The organism is Klebsiella sp. Ech2A, from assembly GCF_030078455.1.
Lineage (GTDB): Bacteria > Pseudomonadota > Gammaproteobacteria > Enterobacterales > Enterobacteriaceae > Klebsiella > Klebsiella terrigena.
Genome location: NZ_JAQGFU010000130.1, coordinates 1 through 12,273, shown reverse-complemented (window position 1 = coordinate 12,273; position 12,273 = coordinate 1). Strand labels below are relative to the sequence as shown.

Below are 12,273 nucleotides of genomic sequence, written 5' to 3'. Positions count from 1 at the left end.
GGGGCGGTGGGGTGCGGGGTTGGGCGCCACTGCTGGTCATCAGGGGCCAGCGAATCAAGACCGGGTTTCGCTTCGCGGTCATCGTCTACCGACGACCGATGGGACTGTGGGTTATGGTGTTTATCAGACATTGCTCGTCTCCTGTCTCCATTACTGAAAATGGTCGTTGCTGAACCAAAACCCTTCTAACTATAGAACATTACGGACATCGTGCCTTGCCGGAGCAAAACGAGCGGCAAGCAGGGGGCGACGCAAAGGGGGATTTTCGGCTATGATGGCGGTTCTGTTCCCGCTTTGTTTAGTGAATCCATACGCTATGAAAACACTTCGCCAACAAAATCGCCCTGTCATTAGCTACGTGCCTCGAGCGGAGCCAGCGCCGCCGGAACACGCCGTCAAAATGGACGGTTTTCGCGACGTGTGGCTGCTGCGGGGGAAGTACGTTGCCTTTATTTTGCTCGGAGAGCACTTTCGTCGTTCTCCGCCGTTTAGCGTGCCGGAATCGGCGCAGCGCTGGGCGATGCAAACCCGGCAGGAAAACGAACTGGCTCCCTGAGCGCAGAATTGAGCAATAAAAAAACCGCAGGTAGCGCGCGCTATCTGCGGTTTTTTTTATTCCAACCTGAGGCTAGCGATGCGCCAGTTCGGCGTCGTCTTCGCTCTCAAGAATGGTTTTATCGGTCTGGCGCAGCCACTGGCTGGTCAGGGTACCGGCGGTCATTGAGCCGTTGACGTTCAGCGCGGTGCGGCCCATATCGATCAGCGGCTCAACCGAAATTAACAGCGCGACCAGGGTTACCGGCAGGCCCATCGCCGGCAGGACGATCAGCGCGGCGAAGGTTGCGCCGCCGCCAACGCCGGCGACACCGGCGGAGCTCACGGTCACGATGCCGACGAGGGTGGCAATCCACAGCGGGTCGAGCGGGTTGATCCCGACGGTGGGGGCGACCATCACCGCCAGCATGGCCGGATAGAGGCCGGCACAGCCGTTCTGACCGATCGTGGCGCCAAAGGAGGCGGAGAAGCTGGCAATAGATTCCGGTACGCCCAGACGACGGGTTTGCGCTTCCACGTTCAGCGGAATCGACGCGGCGCTGGAGCGGCTGGTGAAGGCAAAGGTCAGCACCGGCCACACCTTGCGGAAGTATTTCAGCGGGCTCACGCCGTTCACCGCCAGCAGCAGCCCGTGGACCACGAACATGATGCCAAGGCCGAGGTAGGAGGCGACAACGAAGCTGCCGAGCTTGATGATGTCCTGCAGGTTGGAGCCCGCCACGACTTTGGTCATCAGCGCCAGCACGCCGTACGGCGTCAGCTGCATTACCAGGCGCACCAGCTTCATCACCCAGGCCTGCAGGGTGTCGATGGCGGTCAGAACGCGCTGGCCTTTAGCGACGTCATCCTTCAGCAGCTTCAGGGAAGCGACGCCGAGGAAGGCAGCAAAGATAACGATGCTGATGATAGAGGTCGGGTTAGCGCCCGTCAGGTCGGCAAACGGGTTCTTCGGCACGAAGGAGAGGATCAGCTGCGGAACGCTGAGGTCCGCGACCTTACCGGCGTAGTTGCTCTGAATGGCGTTCAGGCGGGCGGTTTCCGCGCTCCCCTGCACCAGACCTTCGGCGGTCAGGCCAAACAGGTTGGTCACCAGTACGCCCACCAGGGCGGCGATAAGGGTGGTGAACAGCAGGGTGCCAATGCTCAGGAAGCTGATTTTACCCAGCTGCGAAGCGTTGTGCAGGCGCGCGACGGCGCTCAGAATAGACGCGAACACCAGCGGCATGACGATCATCTGCAGCAGCTGTACGTAGCCGTTGCCAACGATATTGAACCATTGAATGGAATCTTTCAGTACCTGGCTGTCGGAGCCGTAAATCAGCTGCAGCGCAAGACCGAATACGACGCCAATGATCAGACCGACCAGTACTTTTTTGGCAAGGCTCCACTGTTTGTGGCGGGTTTGGGCCAGCGCAAACAGCAAAATCGCGAACACGATAACGTTCGCTATAAGTGGAAAGTTCATCCCCGTTCTCCTGATATCTTTTTATTACCCGGGCTGGCCTGTGGACCAGCTCTTATGGCGCAAGGTTAGCAGAAGCGGAATTCATTACTTATATTCAAATGGAATTGATTATAACTAATTTGCTATTTCGTCTATTTATCGTCCGGTCTGCTGACTAATAAAGCGATTGAAAGTTATCTGCAGCGTATTAATCATGCCGGATGACCAGCGAACGGCGCTATTGTCGGCGAAAGTCTGCGGCATCCATACCGCGTAGACAAACAGCGCCATGCACAGCGCGCGCTCCAGCTGGTTGCCCTTGCGCGGCGCCAGGATGGGCAGGCGAAAACGCCAGCGGCAGGGCCACAGCAGCGGCACTCCTGCGGGAGTCAGCATATCGGCAAGAATATGGCTGAGGTAGCCGAGCACTAGCCCCTGCAGCGCGTCGGCGGGCACAAACCAGCTTTCCGGGACTTTCAGATAGAACAGGGTGATCGCCGCGAATACCGCCAGCAGGCTGTGGGTGAATCCCCGATGGCCAAACGCGCGCGCTACCGGTCTGGAGATCCAGCTCAGCCGCTGGCCGAGAAATGATTTAGGGTGATCGATATCGGGCAGCAGGCAGGTCAGCACCGCGGACGGGACAATATGCCACCAGTCGCCCTGTGCCAGCACGGGCGTGAGTTCCGCATTTTTAGCAAATACCGCACAGGCGATAGAAAAGAAGAGATGGCCTTCCGCCGTCATGATGAAAACCCTAAACTGTCAATTCATACAGTATAGGGTTTTTATACAGTGTGCGAAAGAGGTGACGGTGTAACTCTTTGTCACAAAATTGTCAGCGTGCCAGCCACCCGCCGTCCACCGCCAGAGTGTAGCCGTTCACGTAATCCGCCGCGGCGGAGGCGAGGAACACCACCGGTCCCTGCAAATCGTCCGGCAGTCCCCAGCGCCCGGCGGGGATGCGGTCGAGGATCTCTTTACTGCGCTCGCTATCGTCGCGCAGCTGCCGGGTATTATTGGTTGCCATATAGCCCGGCGCGATGGCGTTAACGTTAATTCCATATTCCGCCCATTCGTTGGCCATCAGGCGGGTCAGGCCGAGCACGCCGCTCTTTGAGGCGGTATAGGAGGGGACGCGAATTCCGCCCTGGAAGGAGAGCATCGAGGCGATGTTAACTATCTTGCCGCCGCCGCCCTGCTGAATAAACTGCCGGGCGACCGCCTGGGACAAAAAGAACACCGACTTCAGGTTGAGGTTCATGACGTCGTCCCAGTCGCGCTCGCTAAAGTCGAGCGCGTCGGCGCGACGAATCGTCCCGGCATTGTTGACCAGAATATCTATCCGACCCATGGCGGTAACGGCCGTCGCCACGATCTGGCTTATCTCGTCCTGGCGGCTGAGATCCGCCTGAACGGCGCAGAAGCGGCGACCCAGCGCCTGGACTTTTTCGGCGGTTTCGTGCGGGATCTTACGGTTGACGCTGACGATATCGCACCCGGCCTCGGCAAGCCCGACGGCCATTCCCTGACCCAGCCCAGTGTCACATCCCGTCACGATCGCGACCTTACCCGTAAGATCGAAGGCGTTAAGTCCCATATGTCCCTCCATATGCTGATGTATGCGTGAGTACACGCCGTTACGGCCAGCATAGAGGGACCTGCGGGAAAATACAATTAAAAATGAAACGGTGTTTTATTTTATGTGATGAGGCAGCCGCTGCTCCCTCATCACGCCGGCAAGTTAGCCGCGCAGGTCGCTGACGCTAAGCGCCGCCAGCGTCGTTAGCTTAACGTCGGCGAGGGCAAACCGGCGGTCGTGGCTATGCTCCTCGGCGGGGATGACGATTGAGCGCATGCGCGCCGCTTTACAGGCGATCATGCCGTTAATCGAGTCCTCCAGCGCCACGCAGTGCATCGGATCGACGCCGAGCTTTGCCGCGCAGTCGAGATAGACCTGCGGATGCGGCTTGCTGTAGGTCAGCAGCTCGGCGGAGGCCAGGGCGTCAAACTGGTCGCGCAGCTCAAACATGGTGAGCACTTTTTCCAGCATTCGCAGCGGCGAGGCGGAGGCGAGGCCGATCTTCAGCCCCTGGGCCTTGCACAGCGCCACGGCCTCGCGCACGCCCGGCAGCAGCGGGCGCGAGGCTTCCACCAGCTCGATAGCCCGGCTGATGATCCGCGCGGTCACGTCGGCGCGGTCCGGTCCGCTCCACGGCTGCTGCGCAAACCACAGGTCCACCACTAAATCGATGCGTAACCCGAGAATATCGGGCAGTTCGCCGCGACGGCTGATATCCACACCGAGGCTGGCTATCACCTCCAGCTCCGCCCGATCCCATAGCGGCTCAGAATCAATCAGTAATCCATCCATATCGAAGATTGCGGCATGAATTTGGCGCCTGGCTGACATATGTCCCTCTCCTGTAGCGTAAGTCGATAACCAATTTGCGTTCATGGTATATCATACCGCGCTTTAGTGGGCGAAATTCGCCAGTGAAGGTAGACTTAGAACCTGACCGGTTGGTTCTTGGCAGTGAAGGCGTCTTAAACAAGGGGAACCCATGACGTATCAACAAGCTGGACGCATTGCAGTACTTAAACGTATTTTGGGGTGGGTCATCTTTATTCCGGCGATACTATCGACGCTGATTTCCGTACTGAAGTTTATGTATGAGCACAGCGAGAAGAAGCCGGGTATTGACGCGGTGATGATGGATTTTGCGCACGTCATGATTGAAATGATGCGGTTTAATACGCCGTTTCTTAACTTTTTCTGGTACAACTCGCCGCTGCCGGACTTTAAGCACGGCCTCAACGTTGGCTTCTGGATAATCTATATTCTGGTCTTCGTCGGGATGGCGCTGCAGGCATCCGGCGCGCGCATGAGCCGCCAGGCGAAATTCCTTCGCGAAGGGGTTGAGGATCAGCTGATTCTGGAACAGGCCAAAGGCGCGGAAGGGCTGACGCGGGAGCAAATCGGCGAACGTATCGTGGTGCCGCGCCACACTATCCTGGTGCAGTACTTCCCGCTGTACGTTCTGCCGGTGGTGATTATTGTCATCGGCTACTTCTTCTTTTCTCTGCTCGGCTTCCTGTAAGCGAGAAATTGCCCGGCTTGCCGGGCAATGGTTCACTCGCCGGGAATGGCCCGCGGCTTGCCCTGGCCATCCACCGCCACGTAAATAAACAGCGCTTCCGTTGCCTTGTAGCGCTGGCCAATAGGCTCAGATGAGACCTTCTTCACCCACACTTCAATATTAATGGTGATCGAGGTATTGCCGCGCTTTACGCAGCGGGCGTAGCAGCACACCACGTCGCCGACGGCCACCGGGCGCAAAAAGGTCATGCCGTCCACGCGGACGGTAACCACGCGGCCGTGGGCAATCTCTTTGGCCATAATCGCGCCGCCGATATCCATCTGCGACATCAGCCAGCCGCCAAAAATATCGCCATTCGCGTTGGTATCTGCCGGCATTGCCAGGGTGCGTAAAACCATTTCGCCCTTGGGGGCGAGATCCGTTGTTGTCATTCTGTACTCTGTCATGGTCAATGAAGATCTGGCGCGATGCTACTATGAAAACCGCCGCGTGAGAATAGCCCTCGCTGCTCTGGCCGTTAGCCGGCGCCGGGTCGGCTAAAAATTAAGGGGTATGGAAAATGTATGGCGGCTAAATCATACTCACTCCCTCTGTATAAGTTGAGGACGCGAGCATGAACGACGATTTCCAGGCGATAAAAGATGAATTCGAGAAGTACGGGGAAGAGGCTGGGGAAGGGATCGCCCAGGCAATGTACGGGGCCTTATCGCAGCGCCTGGCGCCTTACTTCTTTAACCTCGACGACATCAATAAGCGCAGATTTCTCATCAAGTTAGATGAGGGAGAAAAAGAGATCGGCACGCGGCAAAAGTATGATTGGTTTGCCGCCCTCAGCAGGAACAAACCCTAGACCGGGTATTGCCGCAAACCTGCGCAGCGGCGCGCAAAAAAAAGCACGCTTTGCGTTTTTTGAATCCGCAGGCGTGCTTTTTAGCGTTAAACGCGCAATCAGCGCGACGGGCCTTTATCGATTACTTGTCATCCTGCGGCATATGGCGGTAGATATAGACGCCGCTCAGCAGAGTGAAGACCAGAGTCAGGGCGGTCAGGCCAAAGACCTTGAAGTTGACCCAAATGTTCTGCGGCAGCCAGAACGCAATGTAGATATTTGCCAGCCCGCAGAGGATGAAAAACACCGCCCAGGCGAGGTTTAAACGTGACCACACGTGCTGCGGCAGCGTGAGCTCTTTGCCGAGCATCCGCTGAATCAGCGGCTTTTTCATGACCCACTGGCTGAACAGCAGGGCGCCGGCGAACAGCACGTAGATGACGGTCACCTTCCATTTAATAAACTCGTCGTTATGGAAGAAGATCGTCAGGCCGCCAAAAACGGCGACCAGCACGAAGGTGATCAGCGCCATTTTCTCAATTTTGCGATAGCGCACCCAGGTGTAGATCAGCACTATCGCGGTGGCGACAATCAGCGCCGTGGTGGCGGCGTAGATATCGTAGAGCTTATAGAATGCGAAGAAGACGACCAGCGGTAAAAAATCCAGAAACTGCTTCATGCATAGGTTCCGTAGTTCAGTGCGGGTCGGGAGGTTTCCCGACCCTGGTTAAATTTAGTTGCGGATAAGCATATACAAGCGGAATAAATAGATCAGCAACAGCGCGGAAATCAGGTTGCTGATGGTATTAATTACCACCGCGCCGACGTTTGGCGTCAGCACCGCAAAGCTGGAAGCCAGCAGCAGCAGCGCGGTTTTGGCCAGCAGCCAGCCGAGCACCGCCGGCGCCACCAGGCGCATATTTGCCCACGCCAGGCGGATGCTGCCGCGCATCGCGCTGAGGATGCCCAGCTTATCCTGCACCAGCATAATCGGGGCAAAGGCCAGCACGATGGCTAACAGCACGCCCGGCACCAGCACCAGCATCATCCCAATCTGCACCAGGAAGGTGGTGAACAGGATCAGCAACAGCAGCTTCGGCAGAACCGGCGCCGCGGCGCCAATCGCGCGCAGAGCGCTGACGCGCTGCCCGGCGGAGACCAACTGAATCATCAGCAGCACGCCGCCTGCAAGAATGGCGTTACCCACCAGTCCGGAGAAGGTTGAGGCCGCAGAGGCGCGCAGCAGAACCTGCTGCTGCTCCGGCGTCATGTTCTGTACCAGCTCAAACAAGCCTGCGCTACCCGCCAGATTATCGCCTTCGCTCAGAATCGAGAGCTGCTCTTCGCTGGGTGAGAACGCGTGGCCAAGGACTACCGTTATTAGCGCGCACAACAGCGCAACCAGCAAAATGGTAATGAACTGATTACGAAAAAAATTTCCCGTGTCACGGTAGACGGACTTCGCCGTGATAGACATGCACTCTCCTTGAGTATTGCAGGTGTTAACTAGCCGGCGATTGTACCGCAAATCGCTTCAGCGTAGCAGCCTCTGCTCACGCCAGGCTAAGTATATCTTTGTAAAGAGGAGTGAGCGCCGTATCCCGCTGAGTATGGCTTTTGCCGCGGGCGCTGTCGCCGTAAAAGCGGGGTACCGGTACGCCGGCGACGGAATATGGCGAAAATTGATCTGCTTAATCATTTGCTTATTGCATCCTGCTGCAAAAATTAATCTGGATCAACAAATGTTAAAACTAATGATTTTCTGTGATCTATGTTGGATCAAACCTAACTCATTGTGGGTATATTCTCCGCGCTGAATAACCATAATGAGGAAGTGGGTATGAAGAAGTTAGCAGCGGTAGGATTAATTTTGAGTACGCTTTCCGGGGGCGTCTGGGCGCACGAAGCCGGAGAGTTTTTCATTCGCGCAGGTTCGGCCACCGTTCGTCCGACGGAAGGTTCTGACAACGTGTTAAACAGTCTGGGCAGCTTTAACGTCAGCAATAACACGCAGCTGGGATTAACCTTCACCTATATGGCGACGGATAATATCGGCATCGAGCTGCTGGCGGCCACGCCGTTCCGCCATAAGGTTGGCACCGGCCCGACGGGCACCATCGCCACGGTACACCAGCTGCCGCCAACCCTGATGGCGCAGTGGTACTTCGGCGATGCGCAGAGCAAGGTGCGCCCTTATATCGGCGCCGGTATTAACTACACCACCTTCTTTAACGAAGACTTTAACGACACCGGCAAAGAGGCCGGGCTCTCCGATCTGAGCCTCAAGGATTCGTGGGGCGCCGCCGGGCAGGTAGGTCTGGACTATCTGATTAACCGCGACTGGCTGCTCAATATGTCGGTGTGGTACATGGATATCGACACCGATGTGAAATTTAAAGCCGGCGGCGTGGACCAGAAGGTCAGCACCCGCATCGATCCGTGGGTGTTTATGTTCTCTGCGGGATACCGGTTCTGATTTCTACTGCAAAATCCCGGCAAGGCGGGTCATTATATGGCCCGCCTTGCCGGTGCGACCGGCTCTTTCGACGCCGCAGCCGAAATCAATCGCTGCCGGGAGCGGCGGCACCGGCGTCAATTCCTTCATCGATCCGCGTAATCATATAGGGGAAGAATGGATTTGAAGACTGGCGCATGAGTGAATCCAGCCCAACAACAAGCACCGAGCGCTCGCCACGGGCAGCAAATGTCCCCAGGCTGATACCATATTGATTCAGCGGATGCGGATAGCGTCCATATAAGGAGTCACTTAAAGGGAAGGGGAGAGCAACGTGGGAAAGGGAGTAGACGTCCGGCAAATAGCGCTGCCCCTGCAGGGTTTCCACGGATTGTTCTGTTTTCCCGGCAGGCGTTGTGCGGATCTCCATCTCTGTCGTGCCGGGATTCGCGTTAGTGATGATCGTGGTTTTATAAAGCCGCGGAGCTGCAGGGAGCAACCGGGACAGCGCGGTGTAAGATGTTCTGCGTAATAACGAATTAAACCTCACCGCATGATTCAAATCGAACAACACGATTTCACTGCCGTTATCCGGTAAACGGTTGTACAACGCCGTAACGATCGCCCGCGTACTGACGGTTGAATCCATGACCGATTGAAATGTCAGTACCGGAGGTAGGCTTGCCATTTTTCTATTACGCGAGTCAGTGACAATTTGGCTCTGAAGCGCCTTTGTCAGCAGGAACGACTGGCGGGCGGCATTGGTCGGGAATGAGTTATATTTAAACGGATTGAACTCCGGCATTATGCCTAACCATGCGGCTTTGGCGAATGCGGGTAGAAACGCAGGCCAGCCCGCCAGGCCGGAAAAGCGCGCGAAGCTTGTAATACCAATCATCGGCGAAATCAGGATCACGCGCTGTGGCTTAGCCAGGCCGGGATTATCCAGTGCGTCCAGCGTATATTTCATTGCCAGAGCACCGCCATTGGAAAATCCGACTATATGCAGCGGCACATCATGACCAGCAAGCTTTTGCGCTTCTCTCACGGCAAGGCGCGTTGCGGCAAGCCAGTCCTGCCAGTTCACGTCGGTCAACCCCGCGGGGACAGTGCCGTGCCCCGGTAATCTGATCCCAATGGCGATATAGCCATGCTGACGGTAGTTATTGGCAATATGCCTTAGGCTGTAGGGGGTATCCGTCAGACCATGCAACAGCACCACGGCCCCTTTGGGCCTGGCGTCCGGCATCATAATGTAAGACCGATTCCAGTTTGTTGGGAATTTGTCCGGATAGATAGGACTATCGGCATAGTAACGATTCAGTTCAGTTTGCTGTTGGACATCAAGCTTATCCGTGACGTTACGTTTAACTTCGTTGAAGAGCGAATTTTCTCTCTTGATGTAATCGTTCCAGTCTGCGCTGTCGATTTCATCGGCGTCCATCTCATCAGGGACGTACGTATGCCAGAGCTGCAGGTCGGGTCCGCGCTGAATGTCATACAGCCGTATCCCAATAGCGCCAACCACTAAGAGAAGTAAGGAGAATACGATACGTTTTAACCACTTTGCGAATTTCACCGCTTTGGTTCCTGTCCTAATCCCATATTTTTTAAGTATAAAATAAAATCAGGCGTTACATACAGACCGTCTTGACGCTTATGCAGAACTTAAGTCGTTTTCGGTGGGTTATCCCGTGTAGAAAGCGGGCTATTTTTCGAACCCGCAAAAGGGCTAAGCTGCTTCCCGTTGATGAACAAATCCCGATGTTACCGGTTCTCAGCTTCTTGTAGCCCTGGTCGTTGTATGACCAGGGCCTGCTGTGGCTCCTACCGGCTCTAGATGCCTCTGTGCCTTACCCCGCCAGCCGTTCTGTACCCATCACCACGGCACGGTGCGGCCCTGATAATCCAGATACTCCAGCCCCGGACGCTGGCGTTTCTCCAGCAGCACCTTGACCAGGCTGGGGATGGTCTCCTCGATGGTCAGCGGCGCAGCTATGCCGCCCAGCGCGGTGCGGATCCAGCCCGGCGCCATCGCCACCATCGGATGCGTCGCAGAGGCCGCGCGGGCGGCAAAGCTGCGCATAAACATATTCAGCGCGGCCTTGCTGCCTCTGTACAGCTCGCGCTGCCCGCTAAGGTTATTGCCGAGACTTCCCTGTCCGGAAGACATCACGCCGAGCAATCCTGACGGGATCACGTGGCGCTGCAGGCGCTCTATGACGCGCATTGGCGCCAGGGCATTGGTCTGCATCACCTGCATAAACTCCTCTGTGGAGATTTCGCCGATGGTCTGCGAAGGATCGCGGTTGGTGGTTCCGGCATTGACAAAGAGCATCTCCAGGCGGCTTCCCGAGAGCCTGTGGTCCAGGGCGGCCATCTGCTTGTCGTTGCAGACGTCCAGCGTTTCAAGGCGCACCCGGCCGGGGTTATCCCGGGCGAGCTGGTGAAGCGGCGTAGGGTGCTCAATATCGCGTACGGTACCGATTACGTTCCAGCCGTGCTGCAAAAACTCGGCGGCCATGGCGTGGCCCAGCCCGCGAGAGGCGCCGACGATTAAAATGCTGTGATGATTCAGAGGGGTCATAGTCGAAATCCGCAGTAAAGAGTGAGGATCTGACTATAGTCATAGGCTATATCAGGCGGAAGGCGCAGCATATACACTGTTAACATGCACCGCACGCCATATCTTACGGCAGGATACCTTATGACCGATCCCGATTTTAATCTTCTCGTTGCCCTCGACGCGCTGCTGGCCGAAGAGAGCGTGGCCGCGGCGGCGCGACGGCTGGGGCTCAGCGCATCGGCAATGAGCCGGACGCTCACCCGCCTGCGCGACGCGACCGGCGATCCGCTGCTGGTCAGGGCAGGGCGTAAAATGGTGCTAACCCCGCATGCGCAAAATATCAAAGCGCGCGCGCAGAATGCACTGTTCGAGGTGCGTTCGGTCCTGAACGCGTCGCTTTCGCCGCTCCATCTCCCGACGCTGGAGCAAACCTTTACCTTGCGCACCAACGAAGGCTTCGTCGAAACCTTTGCTCCGGCGTTGATTGCCGCCTGCGCGCGGGATGCGCCGGGCGTGACGCTCACCTTTGTGGCTAAGAGCGAAAAAGATCCGCAGTTTTTGCGCGAGGGGCGGGTGGACCTCGAGATTGGCGTACTCAAGAATATGGGGCCGGAAATCCGCCTGCAGGCGCTGTTTCGCGATCGCTTCGTCGGCGTGCTGGCGAAGAGCCACCCGTTGGCGCAGCCGGCGCACATGACCCGGGAAGCGTATATCTCCTGCGGGCACGTGATTACTTCTCGTCATGGCATGGTGCGGGGGCCGGTTGATGATGCCCTCGCCGGGTTCGGCCTGCAGCGTAAGATTGTCGCCGTGGTGCCCAGCTTTGCCGCCGCGCTGGCGGTTGCCCGCCGTTCGCAGCTGATTGCGCTGGTGCCGGCATCCTATATTGGCGACGCCCCTGCGGCCGATATCGCCGTTTTTGAGCTGCCGGTGCAGACGCCGGAAATCACCGTTTCGCAGATGTGGCATCCCCGACAGGAGCAGGAGCCCGGCCACCGCTGGTTGCGTCAGCGGGTGCTTAGCGTATGTCGTCAGGGAGAATAAGGACAAAAAAAAGCCCGCAACGGATGCGGGCGAAAAATACTGGAAGCAATGTGAGCAATGTCGTACCGAATACCTGAGTGTTTTGCTCAACTATTCGGTAATGAGAAAGATAATGTTTCTCATTTAAGATATCAACCCCATCTTTTGTGCGGAAGTGATTTTTTTTAATCGATCACGAAAACGCTGCGCTTCTGGCTGTTGTCGCGTGGCCAGGCAGCCGCCACTTCCCGCAGCGGCAGCGGCGTGGTGGCGATAGTAAACCCGCCGACCGCGGCGGCC

At 56.9% G+C, this 12,273-nt stretch carries 15 protein-coding genes and 1 pseudogene; 5 read left to right on the top strand and 11 right to left on the bottom strand.

The genetic code is table 11. The features are described from left to right. On the bottom strand, positions 1-131 hold a 131-nt coding region (locus PFH44_RS19370; protein ID WP_283825857.1), incomplete at its 3' end, for a hypothetical protein. Positions 132-316: 185 nt separating this feature from the next. On the opposite strand from PFH44_RS19370, the gene cedA reads away from it, so the two are divergent. Beyond that, complete coding sequence (gene cedA, locus PFH44_RS19365) at positions 317-556, top strand: cell division activator CedA (protein ID WP_041145143.1); 240 nt, start codon at positions 317-319, stop codon at positions 554-556. A 72-nt stretch (positions 557-628) separates the two neighbouring features. Here the strand turns inward: cedA and PFH44_RS19360 are convergent, their stop codons facing one another. From PFH44_RS19360 to hxpB, 4 genes are all read right to left on the bottom strand, one after another. Continuing rightward, the gene (locus PFH44_RS19360) at positions 629-2,020 is read right to left on the bottom strand and encodes an L-cystine transporter (RefSeq protein ID WP_283825856.1); all 1,392 of its coding nucleotides are present in this window, start codon (positions 2,018-2,020) and stop codon (positions 629-631) included. Between the two features lie 135 nt (positions 2,021-2,155). Next, positions 2,156-2,746 carry a metal-dependent hydrolase gene (locus tag PFH44_RS19355; protein WP_132510802.1) on the bottom strand — a complete coding sequence of 197 codons (591 nt, stop codon included), beginning with the start codon at positions 2,744-2,746 and terminating at the stop codon, positions 2,156-2,158. Between the two features lie 91 nt (positions 2,747-2,837). After that, entirely contained in the window at positions 2,838-3,599 is a 762-nt protein-coding gene (kduD, locus tag PFH44_RS19350; protein ID WP_283825855.1) for a 2-dehydro-3-deoxy-D-gluconate 5-dehydrogenase KduD, read from the bottom strand. A gap of 144 nt (positions 3,600-3,743) precedes the next feature. After that, positions 3,744-4,412 carry a hexitol phosphatase HxpB gene (hxpB, locus tag PFH44_RS19345; RefSeq protein ID WP_128878394.1) on the bottom strand — a complete coding sequence of 223 codons (669 nt, stop codon included), beginning with the start codon at positions 4,410-4,412 and terminating at the stop codon, positions 3,744-3,746. Positions 4,413-4,563: 151 nt separating this feature from the next. Here hxpB and PFH44_RS19340 point away from each other — a divergent pair, with 151 nt between their 5' ends. Next, complete coding sequence (locus PFH44_RS19340; protein WP_283825854.1) at positions 4,564-5,100, top strand: YniB family protein; 537 nt, start codon at positions 4,564-4,566, stop codon at positions 5,098-5,100. 32 nt (positions 5,101-5,132) lie between these two features. Here the strand turns inward: PFH44_RS19340 and yciA are convergent, their stop codons facing one another. Further along, positions 5,133-5,531, bottom strand: coding sequence for an acyl-CoA thioester hydrolase YciA (gene yciA, locus PFH44_RS19335; protein ID WP_283825853.1), 399 nt, complete (start codon positions 5,529-5,531; stop codon positions 5,133-5,135). 182 nt (positions 5,532-5,713) lie between these two features. Between yciA and PFH44_RS19330 the strand changes: the two genes are divergently transcribed. After that, positions 5,714-5,950, top strand: coding sequence for a hypothetical protein (locus tag PFH44_RS19330; RefSeq protein ID WP_128878393.1), 237 nt, complete (start codon positions 5,714-5,716; stop codon positions 5,948-5,950). A 121-nt stretch (positions 5,951-6,071) separates the two neighbouring features. Here PFH44_RS19330 and PFH44_RS19325 read toward each other — a convergent pair whose 3' ends face one another. Then, positions 6,072-6,608 (bottom strand): septation protein A, encoded by a 537-nt coding sequence (locus tag PFH44_RS19325; RefSeq protein WP_283825852.1) that lies wholly within the window; start codon positions 6,606-6,608, stop codon positions 6,072-6,074. A gap of 54 nt (positions 6,609-6,662) precedes the next feature. Further along, positions 6,663-7,406: a YciC family protein gene (locus PFH44_RS19320; protein ID WP_041145152.1), complete on the bottom strand. Its 744-nt coding sequence runs from the start codon at positions 7,404-7,406 to the stop codon at positions 6,663-6,665. 363 nt (positions 7,407-7,769) lie between these two features. On the opposite strand from PFH44_RS19320, the gene ompW reads away from it, so the two are divergent. Next, complete coding sequence (gene ompW / locus PFH44_RS19315; protein WP_045855041.1) at positions 7,770-8,405, top strand: outer membrane protein OmpW; 636 nt, start codon at positions 7,770-7,772, stop codon at positions 8,403-8,405. A gap of 85 nt (positions 8,406-8,490) precedes the next feature. Here the strand turns inward: ompW and PFH44_RS19310 are convergent, their stop codons facing one another. Next, positions 8,491-9,963: an alpha/beta hydrolase gene (locus PFH44_RS19310; protein ID WP_283825851.1), complete on the bottom strand. Its 1,473-nt coding sequence runs from the start codon at positions 9,961-9,963 to the stop codon at positions 8,491-8,493. A gap of 300 nt (positions 9,964-10,263) precedes the next feature. Next, complete coding sequence (locus PFH44_RS19305; protein WP_283825850.1) at positions 10,264-10,971, bottom strand: SDR family NAD(P)-dependent oxidoreductase; 708 nt, start codon at positions 10,969-10,971, stop codon at positions 10,264-10,266. A gap of 120 nt (positions 10,972-11,091) precedes the next feature. Here PFH44_RS19305 and PFH44_RS19300 point away from each other — a divergent pair, with 120 nt between their 5' ends. Next, on the top strand, positions 11,092-11,994 hold the full coding sequence (locus PFH44_RS19300) for a LysR family transcriptional regulator (protein ID WP_283825849.1): 903 nt from the start codon (positions 11,092-11,094) through the stop codon (positions 11,992-11,994). A 164-nt stretch (positions 11,995-12,158) separates the two neighbouring features. On the opposite strand, the pseudogene PFH44_RS19295 reads toward PFH44_RS19300, so the two are convergent. Next, positions 12,159-12,273 (bottom strand): annotated as a pseudogene (locus PFH44_RS19295) (quinone oxidoreductase family protein); the annotation flags it as partial.